Source organism: Clostridium sp. 1001270J_160509_D11, assembly GCF_015667935.1.
Taxonomy (GTDB): Bacteria; Bacillota; Clostridia; order Peptostreptococcales; family Peptostreptococcaceae; genus Intestinibacter.
Window position 1 is genome coordinate 1 of record NZ_JADPET010000049.1, and the last position, 18074, is coordinate 18074.

Here is an 18074-nt window from a genome sequence, read left to right on the forward strand (position 1 = left end):
ACAAAACTCAGAAAAAAGTGCAAATATCCAAATTTCACAAGCAGAACAAGAAATAAAAAATGGACAAGCTGAAATATTAAATGTAGTAGCTTTATCTGTTACTTTAATTATATGATACCCATATTGAGTTTCAACTATGTCTGAAATTTCATTTTTATCTAATGCAAATGCAGCATTGCTAAATTCTTCAACCATTTCTCCAGCAGTGAAATCGCCTAAATTACCTCCAGATGAAGCATTTGCACTATCATCTGAATATTCTTTAGCTAATTCAGCAAAGTCTTCACCTGATTTAGCTTTTTGAAGTACTTCTTCAGCTTTTTGTTTAGCTGCAGCTTTTTCTTTATCAGATAACTCATTTCCACTATCATCTTGAGTTGATATTAATATATGAGATGCAGTTACTGTATCATATGACTCTTTATTTTTTTCATATTCTTTCTTTAAAGTACTTTCATCTACTTTTGTATTTTTATTATAATACTCTTTATAAGCACTATATGCTAATTCTCTAGTTAAAATATATTTTAAGAATTCATCATTTATACCAGCTTTTTTAGCTTGTTCTTTTGTCGAATCATTGCTATTTACAGTTTCATTAAAAGTATCTACTTGTTCTTGAACTTCTTTATCTGTTGGAGTTACTTTAACTTCTTTAGCTTTTTGATATACTACTTCTGATTGTTCCATTGATACAAGTATTTGAGATTTGAAAGCATCCCAATAAGTTTGTTTTTCATCACTTTTACTTTTTGAATCGCTAGAACTTGCTGTATCTTCCATTTCAGTTTTCCAAACTGAAGATGTATATCCGTAATTAGATTCATATACTAACTTAGTCCAGTTAACATAAGTTTCAAAATATTTAGCAGGTATTTTTTCACCATTTACTGTTGCAACTGCCTTGTCAGAACACCCTATCATGCTTATCCCTAAAACAAATGATAGTACTAACGCCATAACTTTTTTCATATCATGCACCTCTTCATATTATTTTTCGTTTAGCTTACACATTTTTTCTAGTAAATCTACTAATTCATTTACAATTTTGTAGCCAACCTTTTCTTTAGTTTTGTATCTTGTTAAAGGTACTAAACTAATTTCATTTTGATTTTGAGTGACTCTTTCTATCTTTAGTTTTTTGCACATAGATTTTATATATGCTATATAAAGTAAAGTTTGAACTGATCTAGGTACATCTGAGAATCTATCTACTAATTCTTCTTTAACTTCTTCCATATCATCTTTATTTTCTATAGATGCTATTTTCTTATACATTTCTATTTTATCAATCTCTTCTGAAATATAAGAATTAGGAATATATGCATTTACAGCTAAGTTAATTTCGACATCTATAGGTTCTTCTATTACCTCGCCTTTTACTTTCTTTATAGCCTCGTTTAGCATTTTTACATATAAATCATAACCTATCACTGCCATGTGACCATGTTGTTGTGCTCCTAGGATATTTCCAGCACCTCTTATTTCTAAGTCCCTCATAGCTATTTTAAACCCAGAACCAAATTCTGTAAACTCCCTAATTGCTTTTAGTCTTTTTTCTGCTATTTCACTTAATACTTTGTCTTTTTCATACATTAAATATGCATAACCTTGTCTAGAACTTCTACCTACTCTACCTCTTAACTGATAAAGCTGAGCAAGCCCCATTTTGTCTGCATCATATATAATCATTGTATTTGCATTTGATATATCCATTCCTGTTTCAACTATTGTTGTACAGACTAACACATCATATTCTTTATTTAAAAATCCTAATATAATATTTTCAAGTGCCTTAGATGTCATTCTACCATGTGCAACAGCTACTCTAGCATCTGGTACTAATTTTTGTACCATACTCGCCATCTCTTCAATCTGTTCCACTCGATTATAGACGAAAAATACTTGTCCACCTCTAGCGATTTCTCTTTCTATTTCATCTTGAATTATACTTTCTTTTGCTTCTACAACATAAGTTATAACTGGATGTCTTTCTTGTGGTGGCTCTTCAATTACACTCATATCTCTTATTCCACTTAATGACATATGTAACGTTCTTGGAATAGGAGTTGCTGATAATGTAAGTACATCAACAGTATTTTTTATCTTTTTAAGCGATTCTTTGTGTCTAACTCCAAACCTTTGCTCCTCATCTATTACTACTAGTCCTAGATTAGGTAAGTTTATATCATCAGATACTATTCTATGTGTTCCGATAAGAATATCCACTAAACCTTTTCTAGCATCATTTATTATTTCTCTTTGTTGTTTAGCCGTTTTGAATCTACTTAAAACTTCTACTCTTATTGGATAGTTTTCAAATCTCTGTTTAAATGTGTTGTAATGTTGTTGAGCTAATATAGTTGTTGGAACTAATATAGCGACTTGCTTTTGGTCCATACAAGCCTTAAATGCTGCCCTTATAGCAACTTCTGTTTTACCATACCCAACATCTCCACAGACAAGTCTATCCATTACTTTTGATGATTCCATATCTTTTTTAGTTTCTTTAATTGCTTTTAACTGATCTTCAGTTTCTTCATATGGAAACATTGATTCAAACTCTTTTTGCCAAACTGTATCTTTAGAGAATTTATATCCTTTTACCTTTTCTCTTTTTGCATAAAGTTCAACTAAATCTTTAGTCATATCTTCTATTTCACGTTGAACTTTTGCCTTTGCTTTAGTCCATTCATTTGTTCCAAGCTTATTTAATTTAACCTTTTGAGCATCTGCACCTATATATTTTTGAACTTTGTCCATTTGGTCTATAGGAACATATAAATTATCTCCACCTTGGTAAATTATTTTTAGGTAGTCTTTCTTAACTCCATTAACTAATATCTGTTCAATACCTGTATATCTACCTATACCGCTATTTTCATGAACTACATAGTCTCCTATTTTTAAATCTAAAAATGATTCTATTTTTTGTCCATTTTTATTTTTCTTCTTTTTAGATTTTTTAGAAACTTTTTTATTTACGCCTATTATTTCACTATCAGTTATTACTTGGAATTTAATAGATTTATATTCAAATCCCTTGCTAAGATTGGCTGGAACAATAACTATTTGTGATGACTTTAATTCTATATTTCTGCTTTTTGATATAGCTACTTCTAAACCTAAGTCAAATAAATCTTTATGTAGCTTTTTACATCTATCTGTAGAATTTACAGCTAGTATAACTTTGTATCCGTTATATCTAAGTTTATTTAAATCTTCTACTAGCACATCTAATTTTGAGTTGTAAGAAGGTACTTCTCTAGAATCAAAATTAATAATATTAGTAACAGAAAATCCGTTTACTGGCTTTGGTAACAGAGAATTTATAATTAAATTCTTGTTCTCTAATAAGAATGGTAACTCGTCATATGAATAAATTAAATTACCTTGATTTTTTATTGCTAAACCTCTTTCAAGATTTAGATTAAAATTATCATTAAACTCATTTACAAAGTTTTCACATCTTTCTTTTAGCCTAGATATATCATTTATAACTACTATTGCGTTGTCTGGTAAGTAGTTAAATATACTTTTATTATTTTCTTCATATAAATAATCTATATAGTTTTCTACCCCTTGGAAGTATGTCTTTTGGGCAATATTTTCTATATTATTAAACACATCATCATCTGTATACTGATTTGTTTCAAGTTGTATCTTTTCAACTGCTGATGTTGTATCTTCTGGATATATAAATTCACGCGATGGTGTGATCACTACTTTTTTAATTTTTTCTATTGATTTTTGTGAAAAAACATCAAAAGTACGTATAGAATCGATTTCATCATCGAATAACTCTATACGAATAGGATTAGTATATTCTAATGAATATATATCTATTATTCCACCTCTAATACTGAATTGACCTAGCCCTTCTATTCTTGAGACTCTTTCATAACCCAGTCTGACTAATTTTTGACTTAATTCCTCTAAATCGATAATATCTCCAATTTTATAAGTATATATATTATCTAATAAAACATTTTTAGGTATATACTTTCTTAATATTGCATCTACAGATGTAACAACGATTGTTTTTTGTTTTTTAGCCAGTTTTAATAGTACTCTTAATTTCTTTGCTTCTTCATTTCTATCTTTTGCATCTAGGTGATAAAAATAAATTTCATCACTGCCTAAATACTCCACCTTATCCTTAGTATAAAAACAAAGTTCATTGTAGACCTTCTTTGCCTCCAAATCACTGTTTGCAATAAACAAAGTAGGTCTAGCTAGTTCTTTAAATATAGAATAAGTTATATGTGGCTTTTGCATATCTAAGAGACCATTTAGTTGTAATGATCCCTCTTTATTGCATATTGTATTTATAATCTCATTATACTCATTTGAGTTTTTTAAAGGGTATACAAAAACATCCTCCATATAGCCCCTCCTTATTTTACATTATATCTATTCATTGCTAAATCTAGATCTTGTCTAATAGCGCAATCAATTGCTGCTACAGCATTTTCAAAACTTTCATTAAGTGATTTTTCATCTTCTTTTGCAAATCTAGATAAAACAAAATCTGCTAAATCTTGTCCATTTTTAGGTTTTGAGATTCCAACTCTTACTCTTGGGAATTCATTAGAACCTAGGCATTTAATTATAGATCTCATTCCATTATGAGTTCCACCACTACCTTTTTTTCTAATTCTAATTTTACCTACATCTAAGTCGATATCATCATATATTACTATTACATTTTCTAAATCAACGTTATAGTAATTGCATATATCTACTACTGATTCTCCACTTAAATTCATATACGTCATAGGTTTAACTAAAATTACTTTTTCAGTTCCAACTCTTCCTTCACCTATCAATGCTTTATGTTTTAATTTACTTACGTCTATTGAATATTCCTTTGCCAAAAGATCTATAACATTAAATCCAACATTGTGTCTTGTTTTTTCGTATTTGTCTCCTGGATTTCCTAATCCCACTATTATATACAAAATTTTCGCCTCCTTATAAACCATTGTTTATCATTTCAAAATAGATTTTTATTATATCATATTGTGTTAGTATAATTAAAATTGTAGCCATAGAAATAAATGGCGTAAAAGGTATTCTCCTCTTTAAGTCCACTTTCTTTTGCTTCAAGATTATTAAAATTCCAAATAAAGAAGTTATAATAAAAGATAATGCGAATATATTAAAGCTGTGTTTTGCACCTAATACAAAACAGCATAATCCATAAACTCCTATATCGCCTTCTGCAAATGCCCTTGTAAATTTACAAATTAAAAAAGACAATAGAAGACCTATTATTAAACCAATAAAATGGTCTAATAACTCTGTATGAGGAATTCTAGCCAATATAAATATTATACTCTGAACTATTATACCACTAACTACTGTTATATCGTATACAAAACTTGTTCGAAAATCTATTATAGAAATCACAACTATAAATGGGATTAATAGTAAATAACTTATAGAATTTAAAGTTATATCATATTTATTATATATTAACAGTAAAGTTATTATACTTGTTAAATACACTATTATACTATTAGATAAAGAGTACTTCATTTCCTTGCATATTAAGTATATTAATTTATTTTCTATATAAGAAATTATAAAAAAAATAGTTATTATTGCATAAATCATATAAAATTTTTAAGATGGATTTTACTTTTCATTTTAAATTTTTATTATTTTTTCGATATATTGTAAATCATTACATCGATTTATTAAGGTTTCTTTAGATATCAAACCCTGTTTATAGAGTCTCGAAATGTCTTGGTCCATAGAGAACATATTTTGTTTTGATGAAGTTTGGATAATATTTTGAATTTGATATATTTTATTTTCTCTAATAAGATTACTTATTGCAGTATTTGTAATCATGACTTCAGTTGCAACTATACGAGATTTTTCATCAATTGTAGGAATTAGTTGTTGAGATACAATTCCTGTGCATGCTGTGGATAATTGACTTCTAATTTGTTGCTGTTTAGATGATTCAAATGTATCGATTATTCTATCTATAGTTTTAGCCGCTCCTATAGTGTGCATAGTAGAAAAAACTAAATGACCCGTTTCTGCTGCTCTTAATGCTATAGAAATACTTTCAGCATCTCTCATCTCTCCTATTAAAATTACATCTGGATCTTGTCTTAAGCTTGATTTTAATGCTGAATTAAAGTTCTTTGAATCTCTTCCTATTTCACGTTGATTTACAATACTTTTTTTATGAGTGTGGATATATTCTATAGGGTCTTCTAAAGTTATAATATGACATTCTCTATTTTCGTTAATCAAATCAATTAAGCTTGCTAGTGTACTAGATTTTCCACTTCCAGTTGGTCCTGTAATTAAAACTAATCCCTTTTGTTTTTTAGTAAATTCTCTCATGACTTCTGGAAGTTTTAATTCTTCAAATTTAGGGATATTGTTTGGAATTATTCTTAGTGCTATAGCGTAATTGTTTTTTTGTTTATAAATATTTACTCTAGCTCTATGTCTATTAGGTAATGAAACAGAAAAATCCACATCTCCATATTCTTTGATTTTATTCATAAGACTTTCATCCGTAATCTGGTTTACTAAGTTATACACATCGTTATTTGATAATAATTCATTTGATAATTTTTTAAATTTGCCATTTATTCTAGCAACTGGGGATAAGTCAACGGTAATATGGATATCTGATGCATTTAGAGTGATCGCTTCATCTATTATTTGATATAAATCCATCTATCTCTCCTTTCTAAAAATTACTTATATGTGGATAATCATATAAATACAAGTAATTTATTTTTTAAGTATTTGTATTATCGTTAAATTTTAATATTTATATACAGTTCTAGATTAAATAACTTTATTTTTTGACCTATACAGAGGCTCTATGATTTATAATTTATAATTTTTAATATAATCCTAGATTTAACTAAAAATCAAAAAAATATTGCCCAAGTGATTATCACTTGGGCAATACCTACGATCAATAAATTCTTATATAATTTTCTTATTAGAATAATACACTAACAGATTCGTTATTGAATATTTTCTTGATTGCATCTGCAAATAAGTCTGCTACTGTTAATACTTCTATGTTGTCTAATTTCTTTTCTTCTGGAAGTTTTATAGTATCTAATACTATTAACTTAGTTATAGAAGATTCTTTTATTCTTTCTATAGCTGGTCCAGATAAAACAGCATGTGTACAACAAGCATATATATCTTTAGCCCCAAATTTCTTTAATGCATTAGCAGCATTTGTTATTGTACCTGCAGTATCGATCATATCGTCAAGCATTATGATATTTCTATCTTTAACATCTCCAATTAGGTTCATAACTTCTGAAACGTTAGCTTTTGGTCTTCTCTTATCAATTATTGCTAGTGGAACATCTCCATCTAATTGATTAGCAAATTTTCTAGATCTAGTAACACTTCCTAAGTCTGGTGAAACTACTGTTATGTCCTCTAATCCCATTTTATTAAAGTAGTTAGCTAATAAGTTTTGTCCTAAAAGGTGATCTACTGGTATATCGAAATATCCTTGTATTTGTGCAGCATGTAAATCCATAGTTAACACTCTGTCTGCTCCAGCTGCTGTTAATAAGTTTGCAACTAATTTTGCAGTAATTGGATCTCTTGATTTTGCTTTTCTGTCTTGTCTTGCATATCCATAGTAAGGAATAACTGCTGTTATTCTACCTGCAGATGCTCTTTTTAATGCATCTATCATTATTAATAATTCCATTAAGTTTTGGTTTACTGGATTATTTGTAGATTGAACTACGAAAACGTCACATCCTCTTACTGTTTCATTCATGTTTACAGATATTTCTCCGTCACTGAATTTAGTAACTACACAATCTGAAAGTTTAACTCCTACTTTTTCAGCTATTTTAGCTGCTAGTTCTGGGTTTGCATTACCAGTGATTATTTTAATCTCACTTCCGCTAGTATTCATTATTATCCTCCCGAAAAATTTATATATTATATTATTAGACAATTATGTCTATTAAAGGCAAATTTATTTATTATTTTTAGCGTCTTTTGCTTCTTTTCTAGCTACCCAACCTTCTTTAACAACTTGTCTTTGTCTTGCTATAGCTAATGCTCCATCTGGAACATCTTCAGTTATAGTAGAACCTGTTGCTATATATCCTTTATGTTGTATATGAACTGGGGCAACTAAGTTTGAGTTAGAACCTATAAAAGCTCCATCTTCCACAACTGACCTAAATTTATTTTTACCATCATAGTTTACAAATACTACTCCACATCCTATATTAACATCTTTTCCTACATCTGCATCTCCTATGTAAGATAAGTGTGATGCTTTTGAGTAATCTCCTATGTTAGCATTTTTAACTTCTACGAAATCTCCTATTTTAACGTGGTTTCCTACGTTACTTTTTGGTCTTAAATAAGCATAAGGACCAACAGTCGTATTTTCGCCAACAGCGCTATCTATTATAGTAGATATTTTTATTTCTGTAAAATTACCTATTTTAGAATTTGTTATAGAAGAATTCATTCCTATTATACATTCTTCACCTATTTCAGTGTTTCCTTTTAACATTACACCTGGTTCTATAATTGTATCCTTACCGATTTGTACATTTGACTCTATATATGTATTTTCTGGGTTGATTATTGTAACTCCATTATCCATATGTCTTTTATTTATTCTTTTTCTCATGATTGCTTCGGCTTGTGATAACTGAACTCTTGAATTTACACCCATAAGTTCTTCTATAGTAGCCCCTACAAAAGCTCCTACTTTAGAACCTCTATCTTTTATTATTTTCATAGTATCAGTTAAATAATACTCTCCTTGAGCATTATTGTTATCTAATAGATCTAATGCTTCTTTTAGTTTATCACCTTTGAAACAATAAATTCCTGAATTGATTTCATTGACAGCTAATTCTTCTTCATTAGCATCTTTTTGTTCTACTATTCTTGCGAAGTTTCCTTCTGAATCTCTTATAACTCTTCCGTATCCTGTTGGATCGTCAACTTTAGTTGTTAAAACAGTAGCCATATATTCATTTTCTAAATGATAATCAAATAGCTTTTTAAGAGTTTCTTCTTCTATTAAAGGAGTATCTCCACATAGTACAACTATTATATCATCATCATTAATAGTATCTTTAGCCATTTTAACAGCATGACCTGTTCCTAATTGCTCAGTTTGCATTACTACAATAGCATCTTGTGGTATTACATTTTTTACAGTTTCAGAACCGTGTCCTAATATAACTACGACATCGTTCACACCTGATTTATTTGAAATATCAATTACATGGTTTACCATTTCTTTTCCACATACTTTATGTACTACCTTAGGGTTTTTAGATTTCATTCTAGTACCTTTTCCAGCAGCAAGTATTATTGCTTTAAAGTTCATTATTTCACTCCATTCATATAAATATTTTCTGTAAAGTAATTATTTACATACAATATTATATACTTTTGTCCGTTTTTTTTCTCAATAAAGTTGTATTTTTTTCAAAAACGTATGAAAAATATTATAGTATGCTAAATAAATCGTATAGATACATATTAATATCCGTATTTATCTCTAATAATATAACATTTTTTATTGAAAATTGCTAGGTTTTTCGCATTAATAATAATTAGTGTAAAAATGAGTTCTTACTACAGTATGATAATATCTCAAATTATGTATTTTTATACAAAAAAACCGAATCTTATGATTCGGTTTTAATATATAACAAATTAAATTATAAACTTATTCAGCAGCAACTTCTAATTGAGCTAAAGCTTCATGATAAGCTTTTAAAACTGCATCTTCAAGAACTTGTCTCATTTCTGCATTTATTGGATGAGCTATATCTCTAAAGTTACCTTCTCCTACTTTTCTACTTGGCATAGCAATAAATAGTCCATTATGACCTTCTATTACCTTAATGTCATGAACAACAAATAGGTTATCGAAAGTTATAGAAACTATACATTTCATCTTTCCTTCGTTTGTTATTTTTCTTACTCTTACGTCAGTTATGTTCATTCTCAATATCCCCCTTTATGATTTTGACAAAATATTACTTATTATAAACTGTATTCTAAATAATTCTATAAAGAAAACTGATATCCTCTTTTTTTTTGAATTTTAATTAAATTTTTCTAACTATCGTATTATTTATCATCAGATTCAAATTGTGAATCTCTATATTCATCTTTAAATGTTTTGAAATTAGGTTTTGCTATTATACTATCTCCGTTATTATCTATTTCAATTAATGATATGTAATCCTTTACCATTTTTTCTTGAGGTTTTGTTGTAGATATAAATACACCTGTACCCATTACTTGTGCTCCGAACTCATGCATTAAATCTGTCATACCTTTTAATGTTCCGCCACCTCTCATGAAATCATCAATTAATATAACCTTACTATTTGGTTTTAATGCTTTTCTAGGTAAACTCATACTTTCTACTTTGTTGTTTCCACCAGTAACATAAGTCATACTTAATGTTGGTCCTTCTGAAACTTTCATATCTTTTCTTATTATAACTAGAGGTAGATTCATAGCTTTAGCTGTCATAAGTGCCATAGGAATACCTTTTGTTTCCATAGTTACTACATAATCAGCTTCAGTGTAATCTAAATTAGAAGCAAAGATTTTTCCGATTTTAGCAACTATAGCTGGATTGTAGATTAAATCTATTAAATATAAGAAACCTCCTGAAAGTTTTCTTGAGTCATCATTTACTTTTTCACATAATTCCATTAAGAATTGTTTATTTTCTTCAATTGATGTTTTTGGTATATATTTAACTCCTCCAGCAGCTCCTGAAATTGTAATTACTCTTCCTAATTCTAATTTTTCAAAAACATTTTTTACAACTAATAAATCTTCACTTATTGTAGATTTTGCAGCATTAAATTTCTCAGTAAAGTAACTTAATGTGTATATTTTGTTGGGGTTATCTGATAATATTTTTACTATAGCGCCTATTCTTTCCGTTCTTTTAAACTTCATAATTATTAAAACCTCCTAAAACGACTATCCTTACAATTTAAAGTATTTAATGCATAATCTCTCATAATATGGTATAATAAGATTTATGTTTAAACATAATATTTAATAAATAAAAGTATATATATTAATAGTATGTACATATTATACTTTAAATATTGAACATTAGTTAATTATACCACATAAATAGTTCAGATTATAGGACTTAATTAAAAAGAAAGGTGGTTTTATTTATGAATATACATTTTATTGGTATTGGTGGTATCAGTATGAGTGCCTTAGCAGAAATATGTCTTAATAAAAATTATACTGTTTCTGGTTCTGATATGCATGGCTCAGAACTTACTGAAAAATTAGAATCTCAAGGCGCAAAAATCTTTATAGGTCATGCTAAAGAAAATATATCTGATGATATAGATATAGTTGTATATACAGCTGCTATTCATCCAGAAAACCCAGAATTAGTTGAAGCAAAAAATAAAAATAAATTGACAATAAATAGAGCGGCATTTTTAGGCCAATTAATGAGAGAGTACAAAAACTCAATTGCAGTTTCAGGAACGCATGGAAAAACTACTACAACATCAATGTTATCTACTGTATTTGAACAGGCTGAATTAGACCCTACAATATTAGTTGGTGGTAACTTAAAATCAATAGGCGGAAATGTTAAAATAGGTCATTCAGATCATTTTATAACAGAAGCTTGTGAATATGTTGATAGTTTCTTAAACTTCAATCCTAAAATTGCAATAGTATTAAATATAGAAGAAGATCATCTTGATTACTTCTCTGGAATAGATGAAATAAAAGCATCATTCAACAAATTCGGTAAACTTTTACCTAAAGATGGTTACTTTGTAATCAATGGAGATAACCCTAACATGGATATATTACATGATGTTAAGGCAAAGGCTATCAAATTTGGTAAAAAAGAATCAAATGATGTTATAATAGAAAACATTGAATTTGATGATTTAGGCTGTGGATCTTTTGATTTAAATTACATGGGTAAAAAATTAACTGGATTTAAATTAAGTGTACCTGGTCTTCACAACATATACAATGCTACATCAGCAATAATCGTTTCATTAGTTTCTGGAATAGATTTAGAAACTATACAAGAAGGAATTTTAGCTTATACTGGTGTTGGTAGAAGATTTGAAAGAAAAGGTGAATACAATAACGCTGCTGTAATAGATGATTATGCACATCATCCAACTGAAATAAAAGCAACATTATCTACTGCAAAAAGATTTAAAAAAGGAACTTTATGGTGCGTATTCCAACCACACACTTACAGTAGAACAATATCTTTACTAGATGAGTTTGCAGAAGCATTCTACTCAGCTGATAAAGTTATAATAACTGATATCTATGCTGCTAGAGAAGATGACCCAGGAACTGTTCATTCAAAAGATTTAGTTCAAAAATTACAACACAATAACGTAGATGCTATATATATATCAGAATTTGATGATATAGTTAAATACTTAAAAGAAAATGTTCAACCAAACGATGTAGTAATAACTACTGGTGCTGGACCAATTTACTTAGTTGGTGAACAATTAATAAAAGAAGCTTAATTGTATATTTCTATAAAAAATAGACTAATTTGAAAAACAAATTAGTCTATTTTTATTTTTATTAATTTTAAAAAGTTATATATTTTATAAAATTTACATATATTTAAATTATTCACTATCTGATATTTTAAATATATCTGTTTTTATATAGTCAAAAAGATTATTTGAAACTTCATAATAAGAGATTAAATTATTCACTATTATTTTTACATAATCCTCTCCCATTATATCTACTCTAGCTTCATAATTATCTGAAGTTATGTTAATAGTAAATTTATATTTACATCTTTCTCTAGCTTTTTCTGGTTGTATTTTTTCGACTAATCTTTTTTGTACCATTTTACTAGCTAAATCGTCATAACTCCATCCACTTATTTTCTTTGTTTCCTCTCCATAATCTATTGTTACTTGCTTCCATGTTTTATATTGTTTTATAAAATCAAAAGAAGTATATATACTCGTATCTAAAATTTCTTTGAATTCTTTTTTATAAGCTACTGGCACTTTATAATATTCTTCTTTGTTTACTGTATAAACCCTAAATACATTTAAATCTGTAGAAAATTTTATATCATCATCTGTATATCCCTCATATATAGGTTTATAAGAATCCGGTGTTCTAATTTTACTAAATTCATTGAAAGAATATTGGAATTCTTGTACTTTTTCTTCTTCCATTCTAACGTTAGAAACATTCCCATCTGATATATATATTTTCTTCTTGCTTTTAAATTGACTTAAAAGACTTCTTGCATCTACTTTTTCTTCCACATCTGGAATCTTAGTACCCTGACCTTTTCCTACATTAGAAAAGTAATTAAAAGCAGCAAAATATATTATAAAGAAACAAATTATCCCCATTATTAAAATGGCACTTTTCTTCACCTTTCTTTTTGACATTATATTTCCCTCCATGCCTTAAAATTATCTATGATAATTATATAACTTTTTATTTAATTTTTTAAGTATTATTTATCATTATTAAGACATTCTTTAGAATTACAGTCAATACATGGAACTTCATCTATTATTTCAGGCTCTATCTCTACTTCTTTATTACATAAATCAAACTCACTTATACATGGTTCTACATGGACTGTTATTCCTTTTATAATTGCCAATTCATTAATTAATTTCTTTTCTAAATCATTAGCTATATCATGACCTTGTTTTACTGTTAAAGCTCCATCTACACAAATAACTAAATCTACATATGCAAATGCACCATGTTTTCTTGTTCTCATAGTTTTTATATGTTTTACGCCTGTTGTTTCTTTACAGTATTCTATTATTTGTTTCTCTTGTTCCTCATCTATAGAAACATCCATAAGTTCATTCATTGAATTTGTAAATATCTCTAATGCAACTTTACACACTATAAGCGCAACTACTATAGTTGCTATCGGTTCTAAAATTTTATAACCTAGCATAGCTCCACCGATACCTATAAATGCTGCTACTGACGAAAGTGCATCAGATCTATGATGCCATGCATCAGCCTTAAGAGATGGTGAATTTATTTTTTTTGCTACCTTTATAGTTATTCTATATTGATATTCTTTTATTGCTATTGATATTACTGCCACTACAAGTGGTATTAATGTCGGTACCTTCACTTCATCTAAATTAAATATTTTCTTTGCTCCATCAACACCTATAGTTACAGCTACAACAATCAACATAATTGATAATAAAAATGATACTAATGTTTCTGCTTTTTCATGCCCATAATTATGCTCTTTGTCGCCTGGTTTTGATGAAATTTTATTTCCTATTAAAACGCCAACTGAAGTTATAATATCTGATGCAGAATGAATACCATCTGCTATCATAGCAGTTGAATTACCAATTACCCCTGCTAATACTTTTATAATTGATAAAAATACATTCCACAAAATCGCCAAAATTGTGACTTTACTTGCCTCTTCATATCTTGTTTCCATATAAATTCCCTCCTAATTAAATAAACTTCTATATTGCTAATGGATATATGTTTCTTTCAATATTAATTATCATTTCCCTAAAACGTAAAAATCACCTAGGAATTCTAGGCGATTTTTCTATTTTTATATTAAATTATGTTTATTATTTCCACTTATATGATATTTTTTATTTTATTTATATATACCCATTAAGTTCGTTTTAAAACAATTTTTGTATATTTTATTGTGTTATTCATTATATTATAACACCTAAAAGTAGAAATTGTAATCAAAATAAGCAAGTTTTTTCAATTAATTCTCAATTGATTTTACAGCTATTTTTCTATTTTTCTAGCCTTAGAATCTATAAAGCACAACCAATATCCAAGACTAGTACTTCTATTGTCACATGTTTGATATGTTGTAAAACCTGTTGTTCCTTTATCCGGTTGTTCAGATTTTTTGCCCGGTATTGCATAAATATAATTTTTTCTCTTGTTATATTCATCATATTGAACTCCAAATAAGTAATGTCTGTATTTATATGAATTCATAGCTATATCACTATACATAGTATAATTTAAACTATTTACATATCCTAAATAAGGCATTGTATAACCACTCATTGTAGTTGGTGTAATTTCTATCTTCCACCATCTTGTATTTGGGATATAATCCGCTGCAAATGGTTTAACTTCTTTAAAATATTTTAGACCTTTCTTTATTTGTCTAGGCATAAGTAATTTTCCTGCACTTAATTTTTCATCAAAATCTGTGTTGCTTTTTTGAATAGTTTTTGGTTGATTGTATTGTTCTTGTTTCATATTTTTTCGTTTGTTTTGGGTTCTATCTTTAGAAATTAATTTTTGTTGTTTTGGTTTGATATTATTGTCTCTTTCATCTTTTGGCATTTGTAGAGGTTTTGCGCATTCTTTTTTCGGTTTTGACTGTTGATTTGGTGTATTTTCTTCTTGATTTGTTTCTTCTATTTCTTCTACCTCTTCATATTCGTATTCAGGTTCTTCGTATTCAATATATTCATACTCCTCAATATCTTCTGTATCTTGTGGTTCGACCTCTTCTGTCTGTTGTATTTCTTCCGGTTCACTTGTATCTTGTGTTTGTAGGTTGTCATCTTCATTATCTAAATCATCTTCATATATATATTCTACTTCTTCATATTCATATTCGCCTTCATCAGGATTTACATATTCTACTTCTTCGTATACATCATTTCTATCGATATATTCTTCTTCATCACTTTCTGTGTATTCCTCGATTTCTTCTTCCGGTTCAAATATTAACTCTTCATAATTTTCTATTTTATTACCTTTAAATCCGATAAGTGGAACATATTTATCATAAGTAAGTGCAATTGCCTTAATATCACTATCATCTTCACCTAAATCTAGTACAAATTCACCCTTTCCTTGAGAGTTTAGATTAATTCTTCCTAAATTTAATCTTTCATAATCAGTACGAAGAGCGATTACATCATATCCATCTTTTAGATTTTTTAAATTTTCAACATATAGCGCTACTATTGATTTTTCATCATTTACTTCTATTTTAGCAAAGGCTTTAGGAAGAACACGTTCTTTACTTCTAAAGTTCATGTCCTTTGCCTCTAATATGATATAGTCTCTTTTAAATTTTCTTTTAGAAACCACTACTTATCCCTCCTTAAACATACTTGCTCAAAATATTATATGTTTAAGGTTTTGGAAAATAGTATTATTTAGATGAAAATTTATTTATTTCATTAGATAAATTAGCAAATTCATCTATGCTAAGAGTTTCTCCTCTTCTTTTTTCATCTATGTTTGCAGCTTTTAACGCCTCTTTTATTTGATCTTTTGATAAGAATCCTAAGCCGCCTAAAGAGTTTAATAAAGTTTTTCTTCTTTGTCCGAAAGATGCTTTTACTGTTTTGAAGAAAATATCTTCATTATCAACAATATATTTTTTCTCATCTCTAACATGAAGTCCTATAACTATTGAATCTACATTTGGTTGTGGGACAAACATATGTCTCGGAGCTTTTGCAACTATTTCTGTATCACAGTAATATTGAACAGCTACTGATAATGCACCATAATCTTTTGTAGATGGTTGTGCATTCATTCTGTCTGCAACTTCCTTTTGAACCATTACTACTATGTCAGTAACAGGAATATCTTCTTCTAAGAATTTCATAACTATTGGTGTAGTTATATAGTATGGAAGATTGGCAACTAATTTTACTGGTCCTCCATTTAACTTTTCTTTTATTAATCCTTGTACGTCTACTTTTAATATGTCTTCATTTACAACTTCAACATTATCTAAATCAGCTAATGTTTCTTTTAATATTGGGATTAATGTCTTGTCTATCTCGATAGAAACTACATTTTCAGCTACTTTTCCCATCTCTCTTGTTAGTGTTCCTATACCAGGTCCAACCTCGATTATTTTATCAGTTTCTGATAATCTAGCTCCTTCTAATATTCTGTCTATTACATTATCATCTATTAAGAAGTTTTGTCCTAAAGACTTTGAAAACTTAAAGTTGTGTTTATTTACTACTTCTTTGGTAGCTCTATGTGATGAAAGTCTATCCATTATTTTTTCCTTTCCTTAAATAATATTTTATTAAAATATTTCTATTATTTTTATCAATTATTATCTTATTAATACTAAGACATTTTTATTGACACATTTTCAATTTTAATATAAAAGCTATCTTTATTTTATTATTCTTCAGTATTATCTATAGAGTTTACAGCTTCAACAAATTCTTCTCTTGAAACTCCATAATTATTTAATCTGCTTAGGAATTGTTTTGCATTTCCGTATCCTATCCCTAATATTTGACCGATTTTATCTCTTCTATAAGATGCATCTTCATTTCCGATTAAATTATTTCTTATTAAGTCAACTTGTCCAAATTCGTCTCTCTTATTGCTACTTTCAGTTCTAACTTTATTAAGTGCTTTTATTATACTTTCTGGAGATGCATTTTCTATCCCTATATCTCCATCTTTTTTAGCTTCTTCCCTTGGTAAAAATGCATGTTTACATCCAGGTACTTCTTGAGCTATCTTCTTTCTTATTTTTTCACCAGCAAAATCTGGATCAGTAAAGATTATTACCCCTCTTCTCTTTTGGGCAGCTTTGATTCTCTCCATAACACCTTTAGGAAATCCAAATCCACCAGTTGTTATAAGTTCAGCATCTAAGGCTCTTTTTACTGCTGTAACATCGTCTCTACCTTCTACTACTATTATCTCTTTTATCATTTAATTTCACCTTTTTATTTTATATTTATTAAATTAGTATAAATTATCGTGTCTATATATTGCTAAATTTCAATGATTTCTTATCTCATTCGCATCTTTATATTTTAAATTTTTTTCATTATTTAATCAATCCTTTTTACAAAAGTCATCAATATATTTGATTAAAGTACTGTATTTTACACTAAAGTACTTAATTTATGATAAAATTTATATATTAAAGTTATTTACATATAAATAACTGCGATTTCTCCAGCTGCAAAAGTTTCACCTATGATAACAGATGCGATAAGTGCTAAAGAAACTAATACATC

The 18074-nt window shown here is 28.2% G+C and carries 15 protein-coding genes; 1 reads left to right on the top strand and 14 read right to left on the bottom strand.

Translation table 11 applies throughout. The features are described from left to right. The 9 genes from I4U58_RS06430 to purR form a co-directional block, all read right to left on the bottom strand. Window positions 1–972: peptidylprolyl isomerase (locus tag I4U58_RS06430; protein ID WP_195930204.1), on the bottom strand; the 972-nt coding region annotated here is incomplete at its 3' end. 18 nt (window positions 973–990) lie between these two features. Continuing rightward, the gene (gene mfd / locus I4U58_RS06435; RefSeq protein WP_195930205.1) at window positions 991–4386 is read right to left on the bottom strand and encodes a transcription-repair coupling factor; all 3396 of its coding nucleotides are present in this window, start codon (window positions 4384–4386) and stop codon (window positions 991–993) included. Window positions 4387–4397: 11 nt separating this feature from the next. Further along, complete coding sequence (pth, locus tag I4U58_RS06440) at window positions 4398–4961, bottom strand: aminoacyl-tRNA hydrolase (RefSeq protein ID WP_195930206.1); 564 nt, start codon at window positions 4959–4961, stop codon at window positions 4398–4400. A 13-nt stretch (window positions 4962–4974) separates the two neighbouring features. Next, entirely contained in the window at window positions 4975–5541 is a 567-nt protein-coding gene (locus I4U58_RS06445) for a prepilin peptidase (RefSeq protein ID WP_243269575.1), read from the bottom strand. A 111-nt stretch (window positions 5542–5652) separates the two neighbouring features. Then, entirely contained in the window at window positions 5653–6708 is a 1056-nt protein-coding gene (locus I4U58_RS06450; protein WP_195930208.1) for a PilT/PilU family type 4a pilus ATPase, read from the bottom strand. Window positions 6709–6982: 274 nt separating this feature from the next. Then, complete coding sequence (locus I4U58_RS06455) at window positions 6983–7933, bottom strand: ribose-phosphate pyrophosphokinase (protein ID WP_195930209.1); 951 nt, start codon at window positions 7931–7933, stop codon at window positions 6983–6985. A 63-nt stretch (window positions 7934–7996) separates the two neighbouring features. After that, a complete protein-coding gene (gene glmU / locus I4U58_RS06460) occupies window positions 7997–9379 on the bottom strand; it encodes a bifunctional UDP-N-acetylglucosamine diphosphorylase/glucosamine-1-phosphate N-acetyltransferase GlmU (RefSeq protein ID WP_207743838.1) in 1383 nt (460 codons plus the stop codon). 345 nt (window positions 9380–9724) lie between these two features. Next, entirely contained in the window at window positions 9725–10003 is a 279-nt protein-coding gene (spoVG, locus tag I4U58_RS06465) for a septation regulator SpoVG (protein ID WP_022070784.1), read from the bottom strand. Between the two features lie 128 nt (window positions 10004–10131). Further along, window positions 10132–10980 carry a pur operon repressor gene (gene purR, locus I4U58_RS06470; RefSeq protein ID WP_195930210.1) on the bottom strand — a complete coding sequence of 283 codons (849 nt, stop codon included), beginning with the start codon at window positions 10978–10980 and terminating at the stop codon, window positions 10132–10134. Window positions 10981–11210: 230 nt separating this feature from the next. On the opposite strand from purR, the gene murC reads away from it, so the two are divergent. Beyond that, window positions 11211–12563 carry a UDP-N-acetylmuramate--L-alanine ligase gene (gene murC / locus I4U58_RS06475; protein WP_195930211.1) on the top strand — a complete coding sequence of 451 codons (1353 nt, stop codon included), beginning with the start codon at window positions 11211–11213 and terminating at the stop codon, window positions 12561–12563. 108 nt (window positions 12564–12671) lie between these two features. Here the strand turns inward: murC and I4U58_RS06480 are convergent, their stop codons facing one another. The 5 genes from I4U58_RS06480 to rnmV all read right to left on the bottom strand — a co-directional run bounded on the left by I4U58_RS06480 (window position 12672) and on the right by rnmV (window position 17763). Continuing rightward, complete coding sequence (locus I4U58_RS06480) at window positions 12672–13463, bottom strand: hypothetical protein (RefSeq protein WP_243269576.1); 792 nt, start codon at window positions 13461–13463, stop codon at window positions 12672–12674. Window positions 13464–13531: 68 nt separating this feature from the next. Continuing rightward, window positions 13532–14506, bottom strand: a complete 975-nt coding sequence (locus I4U58_RS06485; protein WP_195930213.1) for a cation diffusion facilitator family transporter — start codon at window positions 14504–14506, stop codon at window positions 13532–13534. Window positions 14507–14820: 314 nt separating this feature from the next. Then, entirely contained in the window at window positions 14821–16155 is a 1335-nt protein-coding gene (locus I4U58_RS06490; protein ID WP_195930214.1) for a hypothetical protein, read from the bottom strand. Window positions 16156–16219: 64 nt separating this feature from the next. Continuing rightward, a complete protein-coding gene (gene rsmA / locus I4U58_RS06495; protein ID WP_195930215.1) occupies window positions 16220–17086 on the bottom strand; it encodes a 16S rRNA (adenine(1518)-N(6)/adenine(1519)-N(6))-dimethyltransferase RsmA in 867 nt (288 codons plus the stop codon). A 131-nt stretch (window positions 17087–17217) separates the two neighbouring features. Then, a complete protein-coding gene (rnmV, locus tag I4U58_RS06500; protein WP_195930216.1) occupies window positions 17218–17763 on the bottom strand; it encodes a ribonuclease M5 in 546 nt (181 codons plus the stop codon). Window positions 17764–18074 lie beyond the last annotated feature (311 nt).

What these genes read in the sequence shown, in the direction of transcription:
- mfd (WP_195930205.1), bottom strand. Translation starts at nt 4,386, where the DNA reads ATGGAGGATGTTTTTGTATACCCTTTAAAAAACTCAAATGAGTATAAT.
- I4U58_RS06445 (WP_243269575.1), bottom strand. Translation starts at nt 5,541, where the DNA reads ATGAAGTACTCTTTATCTAATAGTATAATAGTGTATTTAACAAGTATA.
- I4U58_RS06450 (WP_195930208.1), bottom strand. Translation starts at nt 6,708, where the DNA reads ATGGATTTATATCAAATAATAGATGAAGCGATCACTCTAAATGCATCA.
- I4U58_RS06455 (WP_195930209.1), bottom strand. Translation starts at nt 7,933, where the DNA reads ATGAATACTAGCGGAAGTGAGATTAAAATAATCACTGGTAATGCAAAC.
- glmU (WP_207743838.1), bottom strand. Translation starts at nt 9,379, where the DNA reads ATGAACTTTAAAGCAATAATACTTGCTGCTGGAAAAGGTACTAGAATG.
- spoVG (WP_022070784.1), bottom strand. Translation starts at nt 10,003, where the DNA reads ATGAACATAACTGACGTAAGAGTAAGAAAAATAACAAACGAAGGAAAG.
- purR (WP_195930210.1), bottom strand. Translation starts at nt 10,980, where the DNA reads ATGAAGTTTAAAAGAACGGAAAGAATAGGCGCTATAGTAAAAATATTA.
- murC (WP_195930211.1), top strand. Translation starts at nt 11,211, where the DNA reads ATGAATATACATTTTATTGGTATTGGTGGTATCAGTATGAGTGCCTTA.
- I4U58_RS06480 (WP_243269576.1), bottom strand. Translation starts at nt 13,463, where the DNA reads ATGTCAAAAAGAAAGGTGAAGAAAAGTGCCATTTTAATAATGGGGATA.
- I4U58_RS06485 (WP_195930213.1), bottom strand. Translation starts at nt 14,506, where the DNA reads ATGGAAACAAGATATGAAGAGGCAAGTAAAGTCACAATTTTGGCGATT.
- rsmA (WP_195930215.1), bottom strand. Translation starts at nt 17,086, where the DNA reads ATGGATAGACTTTCATCACATAGAGCTACCAAAGAAGTAGTAAATAAA.
- rnmV (WP_195930216.1), bottom strand. Translation starts at nt 17,763, where the DNA reads ATGATAAAAGAGATAATAGTAGTAGAAGGTAGAGACGATGTTACAGCA.